This window comes from Streptomyces sp. NPDC005263 (assembly GCF_042872365.1).
Classification (GTDB): domain Bacteria; phylum Actinomycetota; class Actinomycetes; order Streptomycetales; family Streptomycetaceae; genus Streptomyces.
Genome location: NZ_JBIAKJ010000001.1, coordinates 673,745 through 697,403 on the forward strand (window position 1 = coordinate 673,745; position 23,659 = coordinate 697,403).

The following is a 23,659-nucleotide window of genomic DNA, read 5'->3' on the forward strand; positions in this document are numbered from 1 at the left end:
AGGGGCGTCAGACGCGACCGATGCCGACACCCTTGACGTTGATGAACTCGTCCAGACCGGACTTGCCGCCCTCCCGGCCGAATCCGCTCATGCCGACACCGCCGAAGGGCGTGGCGGGTGAGGTGATCGGGTTGGGGCCGGGGTTGACGTAGACCGTCCCGGCCTTCAGGCGCGGCACCAGGCGGTTGACGCGCGCGATGTCACGGGACTGGATGTAGGCGGACAGGCCGTACTCGGTGTCGTTGGCCAGGGCGACGGCCTCGTCCTCGGTGTCGAACGGTGTGATGGCCAGGACGGGGCCGAAGACCTCCTGCTGGGCGAGGTCGCTGCGGTTGTCGACGTCCGCGAAGACGGTCGGGGTCACGAAGTAGCCGTCGGAGTCGATGCGTTCGCCGCCGTACACGAGCCGGCCGGCGCCGTTCTCGATCGCCTTGTCGACCATGCCCTGTACGCGGTCGCGGGCGGCTTCGTTGATGAGGGGTCCGATGTACGTCGTCGGGTCGAGCGGGTCGCCGACCGGCAGGTGGGCGACCACACCGGTGACCCGCGCGACGACCTCTGCGTAGACCGTGCGCTCGACCAGCAGCCGGGTGGGCAGCGCGCAGCCCTGGCCGGTGTTGCTCATGGCGAAGGCGGCGCAGTACGGGACGACGGTGTCCAGGTCGGTGTCGGCGAAGAGCAGGTTGGCGGACTTGCCGCCGAGCTCGAACACGACCGGCTTGAGGCTCAGTGCCGCGTCCGCCATGATGCGGCGCGCGGTGGCGGGGCCGCCGGTGAACGAGATCTTGTCGACGCCGGGGTGCTTGACCAGGGCCGATCCCGCGTCACCCAGCCCGGTCACCACGTTGATGACACCCTCGGGGATGCCGGCCTCCCGGGCCAGGTCGGCGAAGAGCAGCGCCGAGAACGGGGTCGACTCGGCGGGTTTGATGACCACGGTGTTGCCGGCGGCGAGCGACGGCGGGACCTTCATGGCCAGCGACAGCGCGGGTGAGTTCCAGGTGATGATGTGGCCGATGACGCCGTACGGCTCGGCGATGGTGTACTCGACGTTCTCGTGCGGGCTGTAGGCCGCGCCCACCATGCCCTCGATCTTGTCGGCCCAGCCGGCGTAGTACTCGGTCCACTCGGCGACGTGCGGTCCGACGTTCTCCGCCCAGCCGCCCACGCACACGCCGTTCTCCAGCGGGCAGATCGCCGAGAAGTCGGGGATGTGGTCGCGCAGCAGCCCGGCGAAGCGGGTCAGCAGCCGGCGGCGCTCCGCGGGGCGCATGGTGCCCCACACCTCGAAGGCCTGGCGGGCGGCTGCCACTGCCTGGTCCACCTCGGTGGGCCCGGCGAGCGGAATGCGCGCCTGGACCAGACCGGTCGCGGGGTTGCGGTGCTCGTAGCTGCCGCCGCTGGTGTCCGTGAGGTCCTTGCCACCGATGACCAGCCGCGGCTGCGGCAGATCGTGCTCGGCTCTGTCCTGGTGCAACTTCACATCGACCGTGACCACGGACGCCTCCTCGAACCCGACCCCACCACCGACCCCACATCTCGCTTAAATAGATAACCTATTTAGCCATCGTTATCAATAAGCGGAACTAGCGAGGTCACCTCACAGCCCCAGCGACCGCCCGATGATCTCCTGCATGATCTCCGACGTCCCGCCGAACACCCGCTGCACCCGGCTGTCGCGCCAGATGCGGGCGATCTCGTACTCGTTGACGTAGCCGTAGCCGCCGAAAAGCTGCATGCACCGGTCGATGACCGCCCAGCCGGTCTCCGAGGTCCAGTACTTGGCCGCGGCGGCTTCCTCGGGGGTCAGCTCGCCGTGGAACAGGGCCAGGATGCAGCCGTCCACATACACCCGGGCGGCCCCCAGCTTGGCCTTGATGTCGGCGAGGGCGAAGCGGTTGGCCTGGAACTCGCCGATCGGCTGACCGAACGCTGTGCGGGTCTTCGCGTACTCCAGCGCCAGCTCGTAGGCCCGCTCGGCCGAGGCCAGCGAGGCGACGGCGATGGCGAGGCGCTCGGTGGGGAGGTTTCCCATCATGTGGTAGAAACCGCGACCCTCCTGGCCGATGAGGTTCTCGGCGGGGACGCGGACCTCGTGGAAGAAGAGTTCGGCGGTGTCCTGGGCCTTCATCCCGACCTTGTCGAGCTTGCGCCCGCGCTCGAAGCCCTCGGCGCCGCGCTCGACGACGATCAGGCTGATGCCCTTGTGTCCGGCGTCCGGGTCGGTCTTACAGGCGACGATGACCAGGTCGGCCAGGATGCCGTTGGTGATGAAGGTCTTGGAGCCGTCGATCACCCACTCGTCGCCGTCCCGGCGGGCCGTGGTGCGGATGCCCTTGAGGTCGGAGCCGGCGGACGGCTCGGACAGGGCGAGCGCGCAGATCGTTTCGCCACTGGTCACCCCGGGCAGCCAGCGGGCCTTCTGCTCCGGGGTGGTGAGGCGTGCCAGATACGGGGGGATGACGTCGTTCTGCAGCCCGAGCCCGATGCCGACCGAGCTGGTGGCGGCCATCTCCTCCGCCATGATCGCGTTGTAGCGGAAGTCCCAGATGCCCTGACCGCCGTACTCCTCCGGGAACTGCCAGCCGATGAGCCCGGCCTTGCCGGCGGCCGCCCACGCGGCCCGGCTCACCTGCCCCTCACGCTCCCACTGCTCCGCGTACGGGGCACATTCGCGCAGGTAGTAGGAGCGGGCGGTGTCCCGGAACAGCTCGTGCTCCTCGGTGAAGATCGTACGGCGCATGCTTGACTCCGCTCGGGCATCTCGCTTATTTAGCTGAAGTAGTTATACGATAGCGCTGTATCGGGACCAGGGCGAGGGAGGGCGCGTGAGCGTACGGGACAAGGTGGCACTCGTCACCGGAGCGGGCCGCGGCATCGGCGAGGCGATCGCCGACCGACTCGCCGCCCAGGGAGCCGCGGTCGCCGTCTGCGATGTGGACGCGGAGGCGGCGGGTAAGGTCGCCGCCCGGCTCACGGAACAGTACGGGGTGCGCTCGACGGCCGTCGGCGCGGACATCTCCGACAGCGCTGCCGTGCACGCCGCGGTCGCACAGGTGGCCGGTGAGCTCGGCCCGGTGGAGGTGCTGGTCAACAACGCGGCCATCGACGTGATCGGCCGCTTCGTCGACAGCGCCGAGGAGACCTGGGACCGGATCATCGACGTCAACCTGCGCGGCACCATCACGGTGACCCGGGCCGTGCTGGACCCCATGATCGAGCGTGGCGGCGGCCGGATCGTGCACATCGCCTCGGACGCCGGCCGGGTCGGCTCGTCCGGGGAGGTCGTGTACTCCGCGACGAAGGGCGGGATCATCGCCTTCGGCAAGGCGCTGGCCCGCGAGGTCGCCCGGCACGGCATCACCGTGAACAGCGTCTGCCCAGGCCCGACCGACACCGCGCTGCTCGGGCAGGTCGCCGAGTACAGCCAGAAGATGTACGACGCGACCGTGCGGGCGATCCCGCTGCGCCGCGTCGCCCAGCCCACCGAGATCGCCGACGTGGTGGTCTTCCTCGCGTCCGACGGCGCCGCCTACCTGACCGGGCAGACGCTCTCGGTCAGCGGCGGCCTCACGATGGTCTGAGGTGAGCTGCGTGCTGCGCGTCGAACTCCGCGACCGAATAGCCGTGTTGACCCTGGACCGGCCGGGGCAGCTCAACGCCCTCGGCTCCCGGACCATGGAAGAGCTCACCCAGGCGCTGGACGACGTCCGCGACAACGACGACGTGCGCGCGCTGGTCCTGACCGGTGCCGGACGGGCCTTCTCGGCCGGCGCCGACATCGGTGAGATCGAGTCATGCACGACACCCGGGCAGTTCCGGGCCTTCGTGGGGCGGCTGACCGAGACGTTCGCGCTGCTGGAGGACTTCCCGAAACCCTCGGTCGCCGCCGTCCACGGATTCGCCTTCGGCGGCGGCCTGGAGCTGGCGCTCGCCTGCGACCTCAGGGTGGCGGAGCGGGGCACCCGGCTCGGGCTGCCGGAGATGAAGCTCGGCGTCCTGCCGGGTGCGGGCGGCACGCAGCGGCTGCCGCGTCTGGTGCCGCCCGCGATCGCCAAGCAGATGATCCTCACCGGCGAACCCATCGACGCCGAGCGGGCCCGGGAGCTGGGTCTGGTCAACGAACTGGCCGAGCCCGGCACAGCGCTCGCCGCCGCCGAAGCCCTGGCCGGCACGCTCGCCGCCGGGGCGCCACTGGCACTCGCGGCGGGCAAGCGGCTGATCGACTACGGCCTCGGCATGGACCTGGAGGCGGCGATCGCCTACGAGCGCGAGACCGTCTCGGTGCTGTTCTCGACCGAGGACCGCGTCGAGGGGCTGAAGGCCTTCCGGGACCGCCGCCCGGGTGAGTTCCGCGGCGTGTGACGAACCGTCCCCGACAGATCTGGAGGTGTGCCGTGCGGCCACTTGAGGGCATCGCCGTCGTCGAGCTGGGCATGTGGGTGGCGGCACCGGCCGCGGCCACCATGCTCGCCGACTGGGGCGCGGACGTGGTGAAGGTGGAGGCGCCGACCGGCGACCCCAACCGGTACACGCTCAAGCACGTCGGGCAGGACATCGACAGCGCGCCCCCGTTCGAGACCGACAACCGCGGCAAGCGCGGGATCGTCCTCGACCTGCGCTCGCCGGACGGCAAGGACGTACTGGAGCGGCTGCTGGAACGCGCCGACGTGTTCGTCACCAACCTCCGCCCCGGCGCCCTGGAGCGGCTGGGCCTCGCACCGGACGAGCTGCGGGCCCGCCATCCCCGCCTGGTCGTCGGCACGTTGACGGGCTACGGCTGGACGGGCGCCGAGCGCGACCGCGCCGGGTACGACGTCTCCGCCTTCTGGGCCCGGCCCGGCATCGCCGCCATGCTCAACCCGGCCGGGGAGCCACCACCCGGCATCCGGCCCGGCCTCGGCGACCGTACGGCCGCGGCCAACCTGGTCGCCGGGGTACTGGCCGCGCTGCTGCGACGCGAACGCACCGGCGAGGGCGGCGTGGTCGACGTGTCGCTGCTCCGTTCCGGCACGTACGCCAACGGCAACGACCTCGCGCTGCAGAACTTCTTCGGCAAGCGCGGCCGTACCCGCCACCGTACCGAGCACGAGTCCCCGCTCTACAACTCCTACCGGGCGGCCGACGACCGCTGGTTCTGGCTGGTCGGCCTGGAGGGCAACCGGCACTGGCCCGGCGTGGTCAAGGCGCTCGGCCGCGAGGACCTGGCGACCGACGAACGGTTCGCGACCGGCAAGGCCCGCCGCGGCCACGTACGGGAGCTGATCGCCGCGTTCGACGCGGAGTTCGCGAAGCGTCCGCTGGACGAGTGGGCCGAGCGCTTCGACGCCGAGGGCGTGTGGTGGGCGCCCGTGCAGACCCTGGCGGAGGTGGCGGCCGATCCGCAGGCGGAGGCGGTCGGGGCGTTCGTCGAACAGCCCGGCATGGGGGACGCGCCGCCGCTGCGGACGGTGGCCACACCCGTCGCCTTCTGGGGCGTCGACGAGAAGCCGCGGAGCGGCGCGCCGACGCTCGGCGAGCACACCGACGACGTGCTCCGCGAACTCAACTGAACTCATACATCTGGAGGTACGGCGTGGGCATCCTCGACGACAAGGTCGCCATCGTCACCGGCGGTGGCAGAGGGCTGGGCCGGGCACACTGTCTGGCGCTCGCCGAGGCCGGCGCGACCGTGGTGGTGAACGACCTCGGCTCGGGCATACACGGCGAGCAGACCGGTGACTCCCCCGCCGACGAGGTGGTCGCCGAGATCACCAAGCTCGGCGGCCGGGCGATCGCCAACCACTCCTCGGTGACCGACTGGGCGGCGACCGAGACCATGGTCGCGGACACCGTCGCGGAGTTCGGCCGCCTCGACATCGTCGTGAACAACGCGGGCATCGTGCGTGACCGCATGTTGTTCTCGATGACCGAGGCCGAGTTCGACGCCGTGATCGCGGTACATCTGAAGGGCACCTTCGCGCTCACCCGGCACGCGTGCGCGTACTGGCGCGAGGCGTCGAAGCGGGGCGAGCGGGTCGCCGGCCGCGTGATCAACACGACCTCCGGGACCGGCCTGTTCGGCAACCAGGGCCAGTCCAACTACGGGGCCGCGAAGGCCGGGATAGCCGGGCTCACCGTCCTCACCGCCCTGGAGATGCGCAAGTACGGCGTCACCGCGAACGCCGTCTCACCCATCGCGGCGACCCGGATGACGGACGGACTGGCCGTCGGCGCCTCCCTCCAGGCCGTCGACGGCTTCGACCCGCGCGACCCCGCCAACGCCTCCGGAGTCGTCGTCTACCTGGCCTCCGACAGCGCGGCCTGGCTCACCGGCCAGGTCCTGCGCATCGAGGGCAACCGGCTGAACCGGCTCCAGGGCTGGACGGTCGCCGGCGTCCACCCCAGCGAGTCAGGGCAGGCCCTCACGTACGACGAACTCGTCGAAGCCGTACCGCGGTTGTACGGTGTCGCCCCGGCGGGCCGGGCCACCGGAGTCGGCCAGTGAAGGGCCACGACGCGGCGGCTCTCGTCCTGCGCGCGACCCTCGGTCCAATGCTCTTCGCCCACGGGTGGAACAAGGTCGCCGGGCCGGGCGGACTGGAAGGGACGACGGGTTGGTTCGAGTCGCTCGGCCTCAAGCCGGCCGAGGTGCACGCCCGGATGGCCGCCGGGACCGAGATGGCGGCGGGGGTGGGCATCACCCTGGGTGCCGCCAATCCCCTCCCCGCGGCGGCGGCCGTCGGCCTCATGACCGTGGCCGCGCGGACCGACCACCGCGGCAAGGGCTTCTTCGTCTTCAAGGGCGGCTGGGAGTACGTCGGTGTGGTGGGCGGCGCGGCCGTCGCGCTGGCGGCGCTCGGCAACGGCCGGTACTCGCTCGACGGGCTGCTGCGCCGCCGACGCGCGGGCGCCGGACCCGCGGTGCTCGCCGCCGGCCTCGGCACGGCGAGCGCGGCGGCGCTGCTGGCACTGTGCTACCGGCCGGAGCCGAAGCCGGACGAGACCCCGACAGATCACTGAGCACGGATCACCAAGTACAGATCACTGAGTACAGATCACTGAGTTCAATCAGGGCTATATATCAAGGAGTCGACATGGACGCGGCTGACTTCAGCGCGGTGCTGTCAGAGGTCCGGCGCTTCGTCCGCGAACGCGTCGTGCCGGTCGAGGCGGAGATCGACGAGAAGGACGAGATGCCCGCGGACATCCGCGAGGCGGCGAAGAAGATGGGACTGTTCGGCTTCGCGCTGCCCGAGGAGTACGGCGGGCTGGGTCTGTCGGCGTACGAGGAAGCCCAGCTGATGTTCGAGCTCGGGTACACGACTCCGTCCCTGCGTTCCATGTTCGGGACCAACAACGGCATCGCCGGGCACGTCCTGATGGTCGGCGGAACCGAGGAGCAGAAGGCTCAGTGGCTGCCGAGGATCGCCTCGGGTGACGTCCTGGCGTCGTTCGCGCTCACCGAGCCCGAAGCCGGTTCGGACCCGTCGACGCTGACCACACGGGCCCACCTCGACGGCGAGGAGTGGGTGATCAACGGCGCCAAGCGCTACATCACCAACGCCCCCCTGGCCGACGTCTTCATGGTCTTCGCCCGCACCGACCCCGACGCCCCGCGCACCCGCGGCATCTCCACCTTCCTGGTCCCGGCCGGCACCCCGGGCCTCACCGTGGCTCCCCGGGACCACAAGATGGGCCAGTTCGGCGCCTGGACGGCGGATGTGTACTTCGACGACGTACGCGTGCCCGCCGAGGCACTCGTCGGCGGCGCGGACGGCCTGAACCGTGGCTTCTCCACCGCGATGGGCTGCATCGCGCACGGGCGGGTGCACATCTCGGCGTTGATGGTCGGCATGGCCGAGCGACTGGTCGACGAGTCCGTGGCGTACGCGAGCACCCGCAAGCAGTCGGGGAAGCTCATCGGCTCCTTCCAGCTGGTCCAGGGCCTGATCGCCGACTCTATGACCGACTACTACGCGGGACGCGCCACGGTCCTGGAGGCGGCCCGGCGCTTCGACTCGGGCGAGGACACGAAGATCGGTCCGTCCTGCACCAAGTACTTCGCGAGCGAGATGGTGTGGCGGGTCGCGGACCGGGCGGTACAGATCCACGGTGGTGCGGGATACATGCGCGGGGTCGCCGTCGAGCGCTTCTACCGTGACGCCCGGCTGTTCCGCATCTACGAGGGCACCAGCCAGGTCCAGCAGGTCATCATCGCGAAAGCGCTGCTGGGTGAGGCGGCGCGGGCCTGAGGAACGGGACGCCCTGCGTTCGAGCCATGCCGAACGCAGGACGTGCAAAGGCGTGTCCCGTCGTGCAGGTCGTGGTCACAGGACCGCGGTGAGCAGCGACACGGCGGACTCCTGACGGCCGATGGCGGCGCTGTCGAAGGGCCCTGCCCAGCTCAGCCCGTACTGATCGGCGCTGTTGCGGTCGTGCGCGTAGGCAGAGCGGGCCTGCGCGTCGAGGTAGGCCCGGTAGGGGCGGCCGGGAAGCAGCGCGTCCAGCTCGGCGAGGTTGCGCGCGAAGACACCCTTGAACGAGGACTGGTCGGCGTTGCAGCCACCTACCGGCTCGCAGGTCTCCGTCAGGATCCCGTTCGGGGACAGCACCGGACTGGCGATCACCGCGTCGGTGATCTTCCGGCCCTCGGTGAGCAGTTGACGATCGTGGGTGCCCCGGTACAGCTCGGCGAGACCGCCCAGGACCACGCCCTGGTTGTACGTCCAGGTGGTACCGCCGTTGTTGGCACAGCCACCGCTCTGCGTGTTCAGACCGTCGTTGACGAGGTGGTCGCCGTTGATCATGCCACTGTCGCGGAACCACTTCCACGACTGGCGAGCGCGGTCCAGATACACGGTGTCCCGCGGAATCCGGTTGTGCAGGGATGCGACGAGCTTGAAGTACAGCTCGTTGCTGATCGCGTTCTTGTACGTCTTTCCGGGCAGGTCCCACCAGATTCCGCCGCCACAGGTGTCGTCCCCGTTCTGGCGCATGTAGGCCTCGTCCGTCCGCGCGATGTCCAGGTACTGCGTGTCGCGGGTGAGGTCGTACATGCGCACCATGGCCAGTGCCCACCACCCGGTGTCGTCCGTGGAGTCCGCCCGGAATTCGCCACCGCCCTGGGGCCACCAGTCCAGAGGCCGGCGCTGGAGCGCGATGGTGTTCCTGACCTCAGGCAGGTACGAACGCGAGCCGGTCTTCACCATGTAGTCGAGCAGCGCCTGGAGGGCGTTTCCCGACTGCCACCACGGAGAGTCCGGGTCCCAGCGCCCGGTGTTCTGGTCGTAGAAGCCCATCATCGCGTCCACGGCCGCCGTCGCCTTGGCGCGGCTGGTTGCCGCGCCACCGGGGGTGGGGCCGGCCACGGCCTGGGCGGGCACCGCGGCGCCCACCAGGCAGAGGATCGCAGCGCAGGCGGCGCTGCCTGTGGTCATGCGGAGTCTTCGGATCCGTTCGGGCATTGCGCATACTCCTTGCCAGAGGTGGTGCCGGGGTGCCGATGCGTGGGTGCCGATGCGTGGATCAGGTGGCGAGACCTGGGAGAAGGGCTCTGGGCGGGCGCAGTGACGGCGTGCCGGCCCAGCTCAGGCGACTAACACCTGTCCGCCCGCCTGACGGCAGAGTTGGAGCGTCCGGGGGTCGGCGCCGCCCGTGGTGACCAGGACGTCGATGTCGGACAGCGAGCACAGACGCAGGGACCCGGTGCCGGGGAACTTGGCCTCCGAGGCGAGAAGGACCAACCGGTCCGCGGCCTCGATCATCGCGTGCTTGATGGGTTCCTCCACGGCCATGTCGTCCACCACATGGCCGCCGGCGCGTACGCCCGTGCAGCTCAGGAACAGCAGGTCGGCGCTGACCTGACTCAGTGCCCGCTCGGTGAGCGAGCCCACCAGGGACTGGTAGTTGCGGCGCAGGACGCCGCCGAGCATCACCCGGTCGTGCGAGGCCGACACGTCGAACGGCTCCTCGTCGGCCGCGTTCTCCGCCGCCCCGCGCAGCGGCAGGGCGGCGCCGCCGTAGGTGCGCAGGAGCTCGCCGTCGCGGTCCAGCAGCGTCAGATCCCTGCGGATCGTCGACTGACTGACCTGTAGCCGATCGGCCAGTTCACGGACGGAGGCGACTCCTGTCGCCCGGAGCGCCTCTTTGATCTTCGCGTGCCGTTTGCTCGATATCACGCAGCGAAAGTAGCACTGGATGAGCAAGTTCAGTCATTTCACGATCGGAAACAATCATTTTACTGACCCAACCTTGTCACTTGACTGCAAAAGTGCGCACAGTTGAGCACTGGAACTCCTCCGGCCGACCCGCCAGCACCAGGAGAACAGCCCATGAGCGACAGAACGCGCCCCGCGCGGCCCCGCCACCTCGCCACCGCCGTGCTCGCCGTCGCCTGTCTTGCCACAGCGGCTGCCTGCGCTCCCGGGCCCAGCGGCGGCTCAGCCAAAAGCACCGCGAAGAGCGATGCGAGCCCGGTCTCCACCGACCCCGCCACGGCAGGCAAGGTCACTCTCACCGAGTGGGACCAGAACACCGACACGGGCACCAACGCCTCCACCGCGGCGCTCAACAAGGCGTTCATGAAGAAGTACCCGAACGTCACCATCAAGCGCGTCTCCCGCTCCTTCTCCGACCTCAAGACGACGCTGAAACTCGCGCTGTCCTCGGACAGCCCCCCGGACGTCGTCCAGGCCAACCAGGGCTATCCCGACATGGGCGCCTTCGTGAAGGCCGGGCTCCTCCAGCCCGTCGACCGCTACGCCAAGGCCTACGGCTGGAACACCGCCTACCCGTCCCAACTGCTCGACCTCAACAAGTTCTCCCCCGACGGAAAGACCTGGAAGACCGGCAGCCTCTACGGCGTCTCCCAGACCGGCGAGATCGTCGGTGTCTTCTACAACAGGGCCAAGCTGAAGTCCCTCGGCCTCACCGCGCCCACCACCCTCGCCCAGTTCGAGACCGCGCTCGCCAAGGCCAAGGCCTCCGGCCTGCTGCCCATCTCCTACGGCGACTCCGACAAGAGCCCCGGCATCCACATCTTCGGCGTCGTGCAGGCCGCCACCGCCGGCAAGGACGAGGTCCGCAAGCTCGTCTTCAACGCCGGCGGCGCGAAGTGGACCGACGCGGGGACCGTCAAGGCAGGTCAGACCCTGCGCGACTGGGCCACCAAGGGCTACCTGAGCTCTGGCTTCAACGGTCAGAGCGGCGACCAGGCGGCAGCGGCCTTCGCCCAGGGCAAGTCCCTGTTCCTGGTGGACGGCACCTGGCAGGCCGCCACCCTCGCCCCCAAGATGGGCAGGAACGCCGGCTTCACCGCGCTCAGTCCGAGCGCCGGAGCGCCCCCGCTCACCCAGGGCGGCGAGGGCCTCGCCTGGGCGGTCACCTCCAAGTCCGAGCACCCCGACGTGGCCGCCGCCTACATCAACTTCCTCGTCGACCAGAACGGCATGCGGGCCTCCGCCGACAACGGCAACCTCCCCGCCCTCCCGCCCTCCGACTACAAGCCCGCCGCCGGCACCGTCCAAGCCGACGTCCTCGACCAGTGGAAGGCCGTCAGTCAGAAGGACGGCCTGCTGCCGTACCTCGACTACACCACCCCCACCTTCTACGACACGCTCACCGCCGCCCTACAGGAGTTGACGGCGGGACAGCTGACGCCCCAGAAGTTCGGCGAGACGCTGCAGAGCGACTACTCCTCCTTCCAGCAGAGCCAGTAGGACCACACGACCGATGGCTGCCACCGCACCCCGCCCGACCACGCGCAAGCGCCCGGCCGACGCCTCCCACAGGCGCGCGGCCGGGCGCCGTGACCGCGTCCAGTGGAAGGGCTACCTCTACGCCCTCCCCGCCCTGACCGTCCTCGCGGTCTTCCTGCTCGTCCCCCTCGGTCAGCTCGTGCGGATCTCCCTCTACCACTGGGACGGCCTGTCCGCCTCCACCTGGGCGGGACTGGCCAACTACACCGAGATCGCCCGCGATCCGCAGCTACGGGCCTCCTTCGGTCACTCCTTCGTACTCATCTTCTTCTTCGCTCTCGTCCCGATCGCGCTCGCCCTGGTCCTCGCCGCGGTCACCACCCGCGCCGCCAGGCTGCGCGGGGTGTCCGTCTTCCGGGCGGTGATCTTCCTGCCCCAGGTCGTCGCCATGGTCGTCACCGCCACCGCCTGGACGGCCGTCTACGCGCCCGACGGGGTGCTCAACCAGGCGCTGGACGCCGTCGGTCTGGGGAGCGTCGACCGGTCCTGGCTCGGCGACTTCGGTACCGCGCTGCCCGCCGTCGGACTCATCGGCACCTGGCTGGAGATCGGCCTGTGTCTGGTGCTGTTCATCGCCGGCATCGGCCAGATCCCCCGCGAGCTGTACGAGGCGGCCAAGGTCGACGGTGCCGGAGCTGTCCGGGAGTTCTTCGCGGTCACCCTGCCGGGGCTGCGCGGCCAGATCACGGTGGCGCTCACCCTCACCGTCATCGCGGCGCTGCGCACCTTCGACCTGGTGTACATCGCCACCCACGGCGGACCGGGCAACGCCACCAGCCTGCCGGCCTTCGAGGTCTACAACCGGGCCTTCAACACCGGCCAGGTCGGTTCGGCCTGCGCGATCGCCGTGGTTCTGACCGGGGTGATCCTGCTCCTCACCTTCCTGATCACCAAGCTCCAACCCGAGGATGACGGATCATGATCTCCCGGCGTGAACGCGCACTGAACTACGCCGTCCTCACGGTCTTCGCCGCGCTGGCCCTCGTCCCGCTGGTCGGGGTGGTGGCCTCCTCGCTGACGCCGCGCGCTCAGTCCTCCCCGGCCTTCACCTGGCCGGACCACCTGGACTGGAGCAACTTCTCCACGGCGTGGGCGCAGGGGCACTTCGCCACGTATCTGCGCTCCAGCCTGCTGGTCGCGGTGAGCGTCGTCCTGATCACGGGCGTACTGGCGATCCTCGCCGGGTACTCCTTCGCGCGCTTCGACTACCCCGGCCGCTCGCTGCTCTTCTACGTCACCCTGGTCGGGCTCATGGTCCCGCCCGAGGCGTTCGTCATCCCTCTCTACTTCAACCTGCGCGACATCGGTCTCACCGACTCGTACTGGTCGCTGATCCTCCCGCAGACCGCCCAGTCGCTGGCCTTCGGCGTGTTCTGGATGCGCAACTTCTTCCGTTCCGTACCGTCCGCCGTCATCGAGGCGGCGCGGCTCGACGGGGCGTCGGACTGGCGGGTGCTGTGGCAGATCCTCGTGCCCATCAGCCGGCCGGCGCTGCTCACCATGGCGATGCTCGTGTTCATGTGGACCTGGAACGAGTTCCTGCTGCCGCTCGTCATGATCACCGACGAGGCGAAGCGCACCGCACCCCTGGGCCTGGCGTTCTTCCAGAGCGCGCACACCACGCAGTACTCCCTGCTGGCCGCGGCCTCCGTCATCGTCGCCCTGCCGGTCGTCGTCCTGTACGTCTTCCTGCAGCGGCACTTCATCTCCGGAATGCTGTCCGGCGCGGTGAAGGGGTGAGCACAGCCTCAGACCGATGACCGGCGCGGGCCGAACCGCCCGGGGGACGTCAGATACCGAGCCGGTCCAACAGCCGCTCGTGGTACACCGCCGGGCCGCCGAGGAGGAGTTGCGAGGACTTCGCCCGCCGGAAGTACAGGTGGGCGGGGTGCTCCCAGGTGAAGCCGATACCGCCGTGCACCTGGATGTTCTCCATGGCCGCGAACATGTACGCCTTGGAGCAGCAGGCGTGTGCCACCGCCGCGGCGACCGGGAACTGGGCCGAGCCCTCGGCGGCGAGCAGCGCGGCCTCCCGGCTCGCCGCCTCCGCCAGTTCCACCTGGACGAGCATGTCCGCGCACTTGTGCTTGATGGCCTGGAAGGAGCCGATGGGCCGGCCGAACTGCTGCCGGGTACGGGCGTGGTCCGCGCTCATCTCCAGGCATCTGCGTGCCCCGCCCGCCTGTTCGGCGGCCAGACCGATGGCGGTGATGTCCAGAACCCTCCCCATGACGCGCCCGCCTGCCCCGTCCGCTCCGATCAGCGTCGCGGGCACGGCGTCGAGGGTCAGCCGGGCCATCGCCCGGGTGGCGTCGAGGGTCTCCATCGAGGTGGCCGTGAGCCCCGTCGTCTCCCGCTCGACGGCGAAGAGCGAGGGGCCGGCGACGGTGCGGGCCACCACGAGCAGCAGATCGGCCGTCGTACCGTCGATGACGAAGCTCTTGCGGCCGCTCAGTGTCCAGTTGCCGTCCCCGTCCGGTACGGCGCGCGCGGAGATCAGAGCCGGGTCCCAGGAGCCGTCGTCCTCGGCGACGGCGAGGGTGGCCGTGGTCCGGCCGGCCGCGATACCGGGCAGGTGGCGCGCGCACGCCTCCCGGTCGCCGGAGGCCAGCAGCGCCTGGGCGGCCAGCACGACGGTGGCGAAGAACGGCGCGCACAGCAGGGCGCGGCCCATCTCCTCCAGTACGACCCCGAGTTCGACCTGGCCGAAGCCGTCGCCGCCGTACTCCTCCGGGATCACCAGGCCCGGCAGTCGCAGCTGGTCGGCCGCCTGGGTCCAGACGGCGGGGTCGTAGCGCGGTTCGCTCTCCATGAGCTTGCGCACGGCCTCCTCGGGTGACTTGGCGGCCAGGAACTCCCGTACCGAGGAACGCAGTTCCCGCAGTTCGCTGTCGTCCGCGGTCATGGACGCACCTCCTTGGCAGCGGCGGCCACCGGTTCCTTGGGCAGGCCGAGGACCCGTTCCGCGAGGATGTTCTTCATGATCTCCTCGGTGCCGCCGAGAATGCGCAACGCCGGGGTGGCCAGGAGCAGTTCGGACCAGGCGTATGTTCCCCACCGGCCGGTGTCGGCGATGATCCGGGGGCCGAGCACGTCGGACACGAAGTGCGCGGCCCGGGTGAGGTTGTGGCCGTACATCAGCTTGGAGACCGACATCTCGGGGCCCGGTGTGCCCCCGCCGCGCAGGGTGCGCAGGGCGCGGGTGTTGAGGTGCTCGGTGGCCATGGCGTCCACCAGGAGTTCGGCGAGGCGGGCCCGCAGGGCGCGGTCGTCCCAGGTCCAGGTGGCGCGCATCAGGGCCGAGAGGCGGTCCGGGGACAGGGCGGCGGCGACCGGGCCCGCGCCCTCGCTGCCGACCGTGGCCCGCTCGTTCATCAGGGTGGTCAGGGCGACGCTCCAGCCGCCGTCGACCTCGCCGAGCCGGTGGTCGTCGGGGATGCGGACGTCGGTGAGGAAGACCTCGTTGAAGTCGGCGCCGCCGGTCATCTGACGCAGCGGTCTGACGTCGACACCCGGGGCATCCATGGGGACCAGGAAGGCCGTGATGCCCCGGTGCTTGGGTGCGTCGGGGTTCGTGCGGGTCAGGGCGACGCCGATCTGGCTGTGCTGGGCGACCGAGGTCCACACCTTCTGCCCGTTCAGCACCCAGTCCTCGCCCTCGCGGACGGCCCGGGTCGCCACGCTCGCCAGGTCGGATCCGGCGCCGGGCTCGCTGAACAGCTGGCAGGCGATGGCGTCACCGCGGTACAGGGCGGGCAACCAGCGGTCCTTGATGTGCTGCTGGGCGTGGGCCAGGAGGGTCGGGCCGATCATGCCCAGGCCGATCACGCTGAGCACGCCGGTGTCGGCGACGTCGTAGTCGGACTCGACGGCGTCGTAGACCAGGTCGTGGACGGGGCTCAGGCCCCGGCCGCCGTACTCGGGCGGGCCGGTGATCCAGCCGAAGCCGTTCTCGTGGCGGATCCGCTGCCAGGCGCGCGCCCGCTGGACGTGCTCGCGTTCCTCCTCGGGCGGGAGGCTGCTGAAGTACGCCATCGAGTCGTCGCCCTCGCCCCAGGTGAAGGCGGTGCGGTCGGGGGCCTTCGCCGCGTGCGCGTCGAGGAAGCGGCGCGCCTCGGCGGCGAAGTCCTGCGGGTCGGGCGGTTCGTGGAGCGGGTCCATGGCGGGTTCCCTGGGGTCTCAGGTCGACAGGATCGTCACCGCCGACGCGCCGGGCGCGCCGTACAGGTGGGTGTAGCCGACGCGGGGTGTGCCGGGGATCTGCCGGGTCCCGGCCGTGCCGCGCAGTTGGAGGACGATCTCGTGGATCTGCCGGAGACCGGACGCGCCGATGGGTTCGCCGTTGCCGAGCAGGCCGCCGTCGGTGTTGACCGGGAGCGGGCCGCCGATCTCGGTGGCGCCCTCGGCGATCAGGCGCTCCTGTTCGCCGTCCTTGCACAGTCCGTTCTCGGCCATGTGGATGACCTCCGACCCGGCGTCGGTGTCCTGGAGCTGGGCGACGTCGACGTCTTCCGGGCCGATGCCCGCCCGCTCGTACGCCTCCCGCGACGCCTCCACCGTCGGGCTCTCGACGGGCTCCCCGACGGGGAACGACGGGCTCTGCACCTCGAAGGCTCCGAGCCTGCGGCTGCGCAGGGCGGTGGAGCGGACCCGTACGGGCTTCCCGGTGTACTTGTGGGCCTGGTCGGCACGGCACAGGACGAGGGCGGCGGCGCCTTCGTTCGGGCCGCAGTACATGAACTGGCGCAGCGGGTAGTTGAGGACCGGGGAGGCCAGTACTTCCTCCGGCGTGAGGGGGGTGCGGCGCCAGGCCTTCTCGTTGCCGGCCGCGTTGCGGAAGTTCTTCGACGCCACGCGGGCGAGGGTCTGGTGGGAGATGCCGTGGTCGTGCATATAGCGGTTGATCTTCATGCCGAAGAAGTGGGTGGTGAGGAACAGCCCGGTCTGTCCGTACCAGGACGGGATGCCGGCCACGGACGGATCGGCGGCGAACGCGCCCCGCGGGTGTTTGTCCATGCCGATCGCGACGGTCAGGTCGTGCTCGCCGGTCTCGATGGCGCGGGCGGCCAGCGCGAGGGCCGTACCGGCGGTGGCGCAGCCGTTGAACACGCCGCGCAGCGGGATCCCGGTCAGGCCGAGACGGCCGACGACGGCGTCCGGGTTGGCGACCTCGTAGCTGCCGATGTAGCCGCCCTGGACCTGGGGCCAGGTCACTCCGGCGTCCGCGAGGGCCAGCCGGACCGCGTCCGCGCCCATGTCCAGCGCGGGTTTGCCGGGGAAGCGGCCGAACGGGTGGAGTCCCACCCCGATGATGACGGCCTCGGTCACGATGTCTCCTCCTCGGCCGGGGCGAACGCGAACGTCATGACCTCGGTGCCGTCGTCCTGCGTGGTGTAGGGCACGAGCGTCAGCCGCATGGGCTGTCCGATGTGCAGCTTGTCCGGGTCGGGTTCGGTGAGCCGGGCCTCGACCAGCAGTTCACCGGGGAGTTCGATGTAGCCGACCGCGTAGGGCTCGAAGGCCTCGGGACCGTCGTACGGCGGGGACGGCGGGCGGAAGTCCTGGGTCGTGTACGTCCACAGCGTCCCGCGATCGGCGAGCAGCCGTTCCTCCGACTGTCCGCTCGCGCATCGCACGCAGACCGGGGCGGCGGGGAAGCTCACCAGATGGCAGTCCGCGCACTCCGAGCCGATCAGCCGGAGGGGCTCGGACGTGGATGGCGGCCAGGTGAACAGGCCTTGCGCGACGGGTTTTTGGGCGGCCGTCACCTCAGTGCTGGTCATCTCGGACTCCGTTCCGGTTGCCGAGGGCGTCGGCGTTCGGCGCCGCCTTGGCCACCAGGTTCGGGACGACCGAGGACAGTTCCTCCGGTGTCCACCGGGAATCCGCGCTCGCGCCGGGTCCGTTGACCCAGCCCTCCAGGACGGTGATCCGGTTGCCCATGACCCCGAAGACCCGGCCGGTGACCTCGCGCGAGGCGGCGGAGCCCAGCCACACCACGAGCGGCGAGATGGCCTCGGGGGTGAGGTCCTGGGCCTCGGCCGCCCGCTTCATCATCTCGATGTCCTCGGTCAGCCGGGTGAGCGCGGTGGGCGCGATGGCGTTCACCGTCACCCCGTAGCGGGCCAGTTCGGCGGCGGCGATGAGGGTGAGGCTCGCGATGCCTGCCTTGGCGGAGCCGTAGTTGGACTGGCCGGGGTTGCCGAAGATGCCGGACGGGGAGGTCGTGTTGATCACCCGGGCGTCGTTGTCGTGCCCGGACTTGGCGCGCTCGCGCCAGTACGCGGCCGCGTGATGCAGGGTGGCGAAGCCGCCCTTGAGGTGGACGGCGAGGACGCTGTCCCAGTCCTGTTCGGTCATCGACACGATCATCCGGTCACGCAGGATGCCCGCGTTGTTGACCAGGACGTCCAGGCCGCCGTAGGTGTCCACGGCCTGCCGGACGAGCCGGCCGGCGCCGTCCCAGGTGGAGATGTCGTCCGTGTTGGCGACGGCCTCGCCGCCGGCCGCGACGATCTCGTCCACCACGGCCTGGGCGGGCCCGGCCGAGGCGCCCGCCCCGTCGCGCGTGCCGCCGAGGTCGTTGACCACGACTTTCGCCCCGTGCGCGGCGAACGCCAGGGCGTGGGCCCGGCCGATCCCGTTGCCGGCGCCCGTGACGACCGCGACGCGGCCGTCGACGACTGCTTCGGACATCCTCAACTCCTCTGTGATGACGATCAGTTGGCCTCGGCGAGCAGGACCCGTGGGTCCTCGCTGCCGCAGGCGCACCGGCCGGTGGTGACCTGGCCCGCGATACCGAGAGGTGTCTCGGTCAGCAGCGAGGCGCGTCCTTCGCCCGCCGCGACGGTCAGCTGTCCGTCCCGTTCGCCGACCCGCCATTCGGCGGCGTTGACGTGCGCGCCGCAGCGCTCGGGGCACTCCAGCGCGAGGGCCGGTCCCAGGGCCGAGAACACGCCGGCGGACACACCCACCGCGCGCAGCGGCGGGACGGCCGCGGGCCGGGCCAGCACGACCGGCGTCGAGCGGAACATCTCGCCGACGTCGGTCGTGCCGGCGAGTCCCTCCAGGGTCTGCGCCGACAGGCCGATGACGGCGTGCGGGGTGAGTTCGCGGTGGAAGACCGAGGTGCGGCGGTGGTCCCAGCCCATCGCCTCGGCGATGCCGTACGTCACCTTCAGCGCCCGCAGGGCGCCGATCACCGCGTGACACCAGAAGCCCTCGAACCCGGAGGTGGTCAGCAGCGCCCGCTGCCCGGCGCCGAGGCCGTGCTCCCGCAGCCGTGCGGTGGCCCAGTCGGTGTCGCGGGCGAGTTCCGCCCAGGTCAGTTCCATGTCCTTAGTGCCGTCGGCGGTGGGGAAGCGCACCAGGTAGGCGAGTTCGGGCCGGTCGAGGTTCCGGGCCCGGGCGAGGGTGTCGGCGCGGGCCATCAGCTCTTCACCACCCGGGGGAACTTCGCGACGCTGGTCATGGTCTTCAACAGGTCCTCCTCGGTGCGCATGTCGAGCACCGGTTTCACGCCGGTCCGCTCGCGCACGGCCTCGCCGAGCCGCCCGGCCAGGGCGTCGACGTCGTCGGTGAGATGGGGGTCGTAGCCGACCCGCAGCCGCAGTTCGTCGACCTCGCGGCCGTCCCGGACGATCTGGAAGACCCCGGCCACCGTCTCGGGCTGGTCCTCCACGGCCTGCCAGATGTCCCGCAGGACCACCGAACGGCCGTGGACCAGTGTCTCGTCGCCGCGCCGCCCGGCCACCCACATCCGGGCGTGGGTACGGCCGCAGCCGCAGCGGTCCCCCGACAGCCGGACCAGGTCCTCGCTGCGGTAGCGGATCAGCGGCGCGGCCCGGTTGTCCAGGTCGGTGGCGACCAGTTCACCGAGGTCGCTGTCGGGCACGTCGCGCCAGCCGCCGTCCTCGTCGACGTCGACGCACTCGGCGAACACGGTGTCCTCCCAGAGGTGGAAGCCGTCGTGCTCGCGGCACTCCCAGGCGGTGCCGGTGTCGGCGGCGCTGGTGTACTCGTAGACGTCGATGCCCCAGTCGTCGCGGATCCGCTCGCGCATCTTCCGGCTGAGGGGCTGACCGGCGCAGGAGGCGCCCTTGAGTGAGGAGAAGGCCTCCCTCAGGTCCACCTTCTCGGCCAGGTGTTCCAGCTCCACCATCTGCGGATACATCATCTGCAGGTAGGCAGGGCGGTAGGTGCGCAGGGCCTCGACGACCTCGGCCATGTTCCCCATCCAGGTGTCCACCTCGACGACCACCGCGCCGAGCGCCTGGAAGCCGGGGTCCATGAGGTTGCGGAAGGTGCCGGGCGGGCTGAGCACCCGGTCCCCCGGCCTGAGCCCCAGCTCCCACAGATCACGCACCTGCGCGGTCACCAGGGGCGGCGCGTCCTGCCAGATCTCGGCGAAGAACTCCGGGTCGCCGGTGGTGCCGGAACTGGAGGAGACCGAGGTCAGCTCGTCGACCGGGACGCAGAGCAGACCGCCGAACGGGTCGCCGGTGCGGGCCCGGCAGGAGCGGATCATGTCCTTGGTGATGAAGGGGATCCGGGCGCGGAAGTCCTCCAGGGAACGGATGTCGCGCGGGTGCACGCCCTGCTCGTCCCAGAGTTCCCGGTAGAAGGTGGAGTTGGCGTAGGCGTACTCCACCAGCTCCAGGACGCGTTCCTCCTGGAGCGCCCGCAGTCGCTCGCGGGGCATGGTCTCCACCTGTGGCTCGAAGTACCTGTCACCGGTGTGCCTGTCACCCACCATGGCGCCTCCTCGCGGCTCAGTGCCCAGATCTTCCAGCTATCAGCGCAATCAGTCAACCAATTCGACGGATTAGAGGTCCAGGCTCGCACTCCACCGACAGATATAGTTAACTATTAGCACTCATTAGACCTTCGGGAGTGTTCAGGAGCGTGCGCTGTGAAGATCGTTGTCTGCGTGAAACATGTGCCCGACGCCACTGCGGACCGCACCTTCACCGAGGACGGCACCACCGACCGGGACTCGGTCGACTCGCTGCTGTCCGAACTCGACGAGTACGCGGTCGAGCAGGCCCTCAGGATCGCCGAGTCGGGTGTCGAGGCCGAGATCAGTTACCTCACGATCGGCCCCGACGACGCCCGGGACGCGCTGCGCAAGGCGCTGGCCATGGGTGGCGACTCGGCGATCCATGTGAACGACGAGGACATCGAGGGCAGCGACGCCTTCGGCACGTCTCTCGTCCTGGCCAGGGCGATCGAGCGGCACGGCTTCGACCTCGTCCTGTGCGGGATGGCCTCGACGGACGGCACCATGGGTGTCGTACCGGCGATGCTGGCCGAACGGCTCGGTGTCCCGGCCGTCACCCACCTGGAGGACCTGGCGATCGAGGACCGCACGGTGACCGGCCGCCGCGAGGGCGACGGCGCGACCGTACGGATCCAGGGCGCCCTGCCCGCCGTCGTCTCGGTGACGGACCGCTCCGGGGACGCCCGCTACCCCTCCTTCAAGGGGATCATGGCCGCGAAGAAGAAGCCGCTGGAGACCCTCGACCTCGCCGATCTCGGCATCGACGCCACCGAGGTCGGCCCGGCCGGCGCCCGGTCGGCCGTGGACGCCGCGACCAGGCGCCCGGCGCGCACCAAGGGAGAGATCGTCGCCGACGACGGCACCGGCGGCGCCGGGCTGGCCGCGTTCCTCACCACCAAGAAGTTCATCTGACCCCTGGCCGCACGGCCCAGCGAGACCCAAGCGAGAGGAGTGCATCACCGTGGCCGAGATCCTCGTCCTGGTCGACCACACGGACGGCGCAGTACGCAAGCCGACCCTCGAACTGCTCACCCTGGCACGCCGGTTGGGCGAACCCTCGGCCGTCTTCCTGGGGCCGGGCGCGGACGCCGCAACCGAGGCCCTCGGCCGGTACGGTGCACACCGGGTCCATGTCGTGGACGCCCCCGAGGTCGACGAGTACCTCGTCACCCCGGCCGTCGACGCCCTCACCCAGATCGCCGAACGCACCGGACCGGCGGCGATCCTGCTGCCGTCCGGGCCGGAGGGCAAGGAGATCGCCGCCCGGGTCGCCCTGCGACTGGGGTCCGGCCTCATCACCGACGCGGTGGACGTCCTCGCCGGGCCGGACGGCCCGGTCACCGAGCAGTCGGCGTTCGCGGCCACGTACCAGGTCACCGCACACGTCACCCAGGGCGCGCCGGTCATCACGGTCAAGCCGAACGCCGTCGCGCCCGAGCCCGCCCCGGTCACCCCCGCCGTCGAGAAGCAGGACATCACGTTCGGCCCGGCGGCCACCGCCGTGCGGGTGCTGTCCCGCACCCCGCGCGAGCGGGGGGACCGTCCCGAGCTGACCGAGGCCGACATCGTGGTCTCCGGCGGACGGGGGGTGGGCGGGGCCGAGAACTTCGCCGTCATCGAGCGGATCGCCGACCTCCTGGGCGCGGCCGTCGGGGCCTCCCGGGCCGCCGTGGACGCCGGCTGGTATCCGCACAGTCACCAGGTCGGCCAGACCGGCACCCAGGTCTCCCCGCAGCTCTACCTGGCCGCGGGTATCTCCGGCGCGATCCAGCACCGGGCGGGCATGCAGACGTCCAAGACCATCGTCGCCGTCAACAAGGACCCGGACGCCCCGATCTTCGAGCTCGCCGATCACGGCGTCGTCGGGGACCTCTTCGAGGTGCTGCCGCGCCTGGCGGACGAGATCGAGCGGCGCCGGAGCTGATCCGGCACCCTTCGGCCGCTTCCGGCCCGGAGCTGATCTCTCATCCCTCCGGCCTTCCATTCGACCGTTCATACAACTAAAATCGCTAACTGATTGCATCCATTGACCCGAAGGGGCGTCATGACGAAGATCTGGGTCAACTCCGGGGACTCCCATGTGATGGAACCCGCCGACGTGTGGACCGAGCGGCTGTCCGCACGGCTCGGGGCGCGGGCGCCGCGCAGTGAGCGCGGCGAGAAGTACGAGATGCTCTACATCGACGGTGAACGCATCGACCGTCAGCTCGGCGACTTCATGGACGCCATGCGTCCGCCGGGCGCCTGGGACCTGAACGTCCGGCTCAAGGACCTCGACCAGGAGGGCGTGTGGGGCCAACTGGCCTTCCCCTCCATGGGTTTCTGGCTCGTCTCGATCACCGACCGGGAGCTGGCCCGGGAGACCGTACGGGCCTGGAACGACTGGGCGTACGACGAGATCCTCCGCAAGAACAAGCGCGTCATCACGACCGCCTGCCTCTCGACGGCCGACATCGACGACGCGGTCGCCGAGGTAGAGCGGGTGGCGGAACTGGGCTTCCAGGCAGTTTTCCTGCCGTGCGCGACCCGGCCGGGCGAGGAATACGCCCTCGACCGCTGGGAGCCGCTGTGGACCGCGGTCGAACGGGCGGGCCTGGTGCTCGCCTTCCACATCGGCACCGGCGGTGAGAACGTCGTCTTCCGCGGACCCGGCGGCGCGGTCGTCAACTACATGGAGACCACCTATCCGGGCATGCGAGTGGTGTCCCACATGGTCGCGGGCGGCGCGCTGGACCGCCATCCCGACCTGAGGATCCTCATCGCGGAGGGCGGCGCGGGCTGGGTGCCGGCCATCGGCGACCGGATGGACGAGGCCTACCGCCAGCACGGCATGTTCGTGCGGCCGAAGCTGAGCCGGCTGCCCAGCGAGATCATCAGGCAGCAGGTGTACGCGTCCTTCCAGCACGACAAGAGCTCGGTGGAGATCGTCGAGTCGACGGGCTACCGCAACGTGATGTGGGGCGACGACTACCCCCACCTGGAGGGCACGTACGGCCACACCCAGTCCACCCTGCACGACCTGTTCGACGGCGTGTCCGAGGACATCCGCGAGCGGGTCACCCGGGGCACCTTCAACGAGCTCTTCCGGCTGCCGGAGCAGACTCCCCAGGAGGCGGCCGTCTGACCGGCGTCGGCGACGGAA

General features: G+C 70.4%; 23 protein-coding genes. 12 read left to right on the top strand and 11 right to left on the bottom strand.

All coding sequences use genetic code 11. The features are described 5' to 3' along the window. Positions 1 to 7: 7 nt before the first annotated feature. Positions 8 to 1,498 (bottom strand): aldehyde dehydrogenase family protein, encoded by a 1,491-nt coding sequence (locus tag ACFYRY_RS03115; protein WP_389139390.1) that lies wholly within the window; start codon positions 1,496 to 1,498, stop codon positions 8 to 10. 102 nt (positions 1,499 to 1,600) lie between these two features. Beyond that, positions 1,601 to 2,743, bottom strand: coding sequence for an acyl-CoA dehydrogenase family protein (locus ACFYRY_RS03120; RefSeq protein WP_389139391.1), 1,143 nt, complete (start codon positions 2,741 to 2,743; stop codon positions 1,601 to 1,603). Between the two features lie 85 nt (positions 2,744 to 2,828). Here ACFYRY_RS03120 and ACFYRY_RS03125 point away from each other — a divergent pair, with 85 nt between their 5' ends. The 6 genes from ACFYRY_RS03125 to ACFYRY_RS03150 all read left to right on the top strand — a co-directional run bounded on the left by ACFYRY_RS03125 (position 2,829) and on the right by ACFYRY_RS03150 (position 8,234). Continuing rightward, entirely contained in the window at positions 2,829 to 3,584 is a 756-nt protein-coding gene (locus tag ACFYRY_RS03125; protein WP_389139393.1) for an SDR family NAD(P)-dependent oxidoreductase, read from the top strand. 10 nt (positions 3,585 to 3,594) lie between these two features. Then, positions 3,595 to 4,365: an enoyl-CoA hydratase/isomerase family protein gene (locus ACFYRY_RS03130; protein ID WP_389139394.1), complete on the top strand. Its 771-nt coding sequence runs from the start codon at positions 3,595 to 3,597 to the stop codon at positions 4,363 to 4,365. Positions 4,366 to 4,397: 32 nt separating this feature from the next. Further along, positions 4,398 to 5,552, top strand: a complete 1,155-nt coding sequence (locus ACFYRY_RS03135) for a CaiB/BaiF CoA transferase family protein (RefSeq protein ID WP_389139396.1) — start codon at positions 4,398 to 4,400, stop codon at positions 5,550 to 5,552. A 23-nt stretch (positions 5,553 to 5,575) separates the two neighbouring features. Continuing rightward, positions 5,576 to 6,487 carry an SDR family NAD(P)-dependent oxidoreductase gene (locus tag ACFYRY_RS03140; RefSeq protein ID WP_389139398.1) on the top strand — a complete coding sequence of 304 codons (912 nt, stop codon included), beginning with the start codon at positions 5,576 to 5,578 and terminating at the stop codon, positions 6,485 to 6,487. Next, positions 6,484 to 7,002: a DoxX family protein gene (locus ACFYRY_RS03145; protein ID WP_389139399.1), complete on the top strand. Its 519-nt coding sequence runs from the start codon at positions 6,484 to 6,486 to the stop codon at positions 7,000 to 7,002. The genes ACFYRY_RS03140 and ACFYRY_RS03145 overlap by 4 nt, the downstream gene beginning before the upstream one ends. Before the next feature lie 74 nt (positions 7,003 to 7,076). Next, on the top strand, positions 7,077 to 8,234 hold the full coding sequence (locus tag ACFYRY_RS03150; RefSeq protein ID WP_389139401.1) for an acyl-CoA dehydrogenase family protein: 1,158 nt from the start codon (positions 7,077 to 7,079) through the stop codon (positions 8,232 to 8,234). A gap of 75 nt (positions 8,235 to 8,309) precedes the next feature. On the opposite strand, the gene ACFYRY_RS03155 is transcribed toward ACFYRY_RS03150, so the two are convergent. Then, positions 8,310 to 9,419, bottom strand: coding sequence for a glycoside hydrolase family 76 protein (locus ACFYRY_RS03155; protein ID WP_389139403.1), 1,110 nt, complete (start codon positions 9,417 to 9,419; stop codon positions 8,310 to 8,312). A gap of 150 nt (positions 9,420 to 9,569) precedes the next feature. Further along, positions 9,570 to 10,160, bottom strand: coding sequence for a DeoR/GlpR family DNA-binding transcription regulator (locus ACFYRY_RS03160; protein WP_389139405.1), 591 nt, complete (start codon positions 10,158 to 10,160; stop codon positions 9,570 to 9,572). A gap of 153 nt (positions 10,161 to 10,313) precedes the next feature. Between ACFYRY_RS03160 and ACFYRY_RS03165 the strand changes: the two genes are divergently transcribed. From ACFYRY_RS03165 to ACFYRY_RS03175, 3 genes are read left to right on the top strand one after another with little or no spacing between them, the layout of a single operon-like run. Next, positions 10,314 to 11,699 carry an extracellular solute-binding protein gene (locus tag ACFYRY_RS03165; RefSeq protein WP_389139407.1) on the top strand — a complete coding sequence of 462 codons (1,386 nt, stop codon included), beginning with the start codon at positions 10,314 to 10,316 and terminating at the stop codon, positions 11,697 to 11,699. Positions 11,700 to 11,712: 13 nt separating this feature from the next. Continuing rightward, complete coding sequence (locus ACFYRY_RS03170; RefSeq protein ID WP_389139409.1) at positions 11,713 to 12,660, top strand: carbohydrate ABC transporter permease; 948 nt, start codon at positions 11,713 to 11,715, stop codon at positions 12,658 to 12,660. Beyond that, the gene (locus tag ACFYRY_RS03175; protein ID WP_389139411.1) at positions 12,657 to 13,478 is read left to right on the top strand and encodes a carbohydrate ABC transporter permease; all 822 of its coding nucleotides are present in this window, start codon (positions 12,657 to 12,659) and stop codon (positions 13,476 to 13,478) included. Before ACFYRY_RS03170 ends, ACFYRY_RS03175 begins: the two co-directional genes overlap by 4 nt. Before the next feature lie 49 nt (positions 13,479 to 13,527). Here the strand turns inward: ACFYRY_RS03175 and ACFYRY_RS03180 are convergent, their stop codons facing one another. Genes ACFYRY_RS03180 through ACFYRY_RS03210 form a run of 7 tightly spaced genes read right to left on the bottom strand, consistent with a single transcriptional unit; the run spans position 13,528 to position 20,493 of the window. Continuing rightward, positions 13,528 to 14,643 (bottom strand): acyl-CoA dehydrogenase family protein, encoded by a 1,116-nt coding sequence (locus ACFYRY_RS03180; protein ID WP_389139412.1) that lies wholly within the window; start codon positions 14,641 to 14,643, stop codon positions 13,528 to 13,530. Further along, on the bottom strand, positions 14,640 to 15,899 hold the full coding sequence (locus tag ACFYRY_RS03185; protein WP_389139414.1) for an acyl-CoA dehydrogenase family protein: 1,260 nt from the start codon (positions 15,897 to 15,899) through the stop codon (positions 14,640 to 14,642). The genes ACFYRY_RS03180 and ACFYRY_RS03185 overlap by 4 nt, the downstream gene beginning before the upstream one ends. Before the next feature lie 18 nt (positions 15,900 to 15,917). Further along, the gene (locus tag ACFYRY_RS03190) at positions 15,918 to 17,066 is read right to left on the bottom strand and encodes a thiolase family protein (protein ID WP_389139416.1); all 1,149 of its coding nucleotides are present in this window, start codon (positions 17,064 to 17,066) and stop codon (positions 15,918 to 15,920) included. Then, the gene (locus ACFYRY_RS03195) at positions 17,063 to 17,521 is read right to left on the bottom strand and encodes a Zn-ribbon domain-containing OB-fold protein (RefSeq protein WP_389139418.1); all 459 of its coding nucleotides are present in this window, start codon (positions 17,519 to 17,521) and stop codon (positions 17,063 to 17,065) included. Before ACFYRY_RS03195 ends, ACFYRY_RS03190 begins: the two co-directional genes overlap by 4 nt. Further along, positions 17,508 to 18,434 (bottom strand): SDR family oxidoreductase, encoded by a 927-nt coding sequence (locus ACFYRY_RS03200; protein WP_389139419.1) that lies wholly within the window; start codon positions 18,432 to 18,434, stop codon positions 17,508 to 17,510. Before ACFYRY_RS03200 ends, ACFYRY_RS03195 begins: the two co-directional genes overlap by 14 nt. Positions 18,435 to 18,457: 23 nt before the next feature. Further along, positions 18,458 to 19,168, bottom strand: coding sequence for a hypothetical protein (locus ACFYRY_RS03205; RefSeq protein ID WP_389139420.1), 711 nt, complete (start codon positions 19,166 to 19,168; stop codon positions 18,458 to 18,460). Next, entirely contained in the window at positions 19,168 to 20,493 is a 1,326-nt protein-coding gene (locus ACFYRY_RS03210) for a phenylacetate--CoA ligase family protein (protein ID WP_389139421.1), read from the bottom strand. Before ACFYRY_RS03210 ends, ACFYRY_RS03205 begins: the two co-directional genes overlap by 1 nt. Before the next feature lie 174 nt (positions 20,494 to 20,667). Between ACFYRY_RS03210 and ACFYRY_RS03215 the strand changes: the two genes are divergently transcribed. The 3 genes from ACFYRY_RS03215 to ACFYRY_RS03225 all read left to right on the top strand — a co-directional run bounded on the left by ACFYRY_RS03215 (position 20,668) and on the right by ACFYRY_RS03225 (position 23,641). Further along, a complete protein-coding gene (locus ACFYRY_RS03215) occupies positions 20,668 to 21,429 on the top strand; it encodes an electron transfer flavoprotein subunit beta/FixA family protein (RefSeq protein ID WP_389139423.1) in 762 nt (253 codons plus the stop codon). A gap of 49 nt (positions 21,430 to 21,478) precedes the next feature. After that, positions 21,479 to 22,441, top strand: a complete 963-nt coding sequence (locus ACFYRY_RS03220) for an electron transfer flavoprotein subunit alpha/FixB family protein (RefSeq protein WP_389139425.1) — start codon at positions 21,479 to 21,481, stop codon at positions 22,439 to 22,441. A gap of 120 nt (positions 22,442 to 22,561) precedes the next feature. Continuing rightward, a complete protein-coding gene (locus ACFYRY_RS03225) occupies positions 22,562 to 23,641 on the top strand; it encodes an amidohydrolase family protein (protein ID WP_389139427.1) in 1,080 nt (359 codons plus the stop codon). Positions 23,642 to 23,659: the final 18 nt, after the last annotated feature.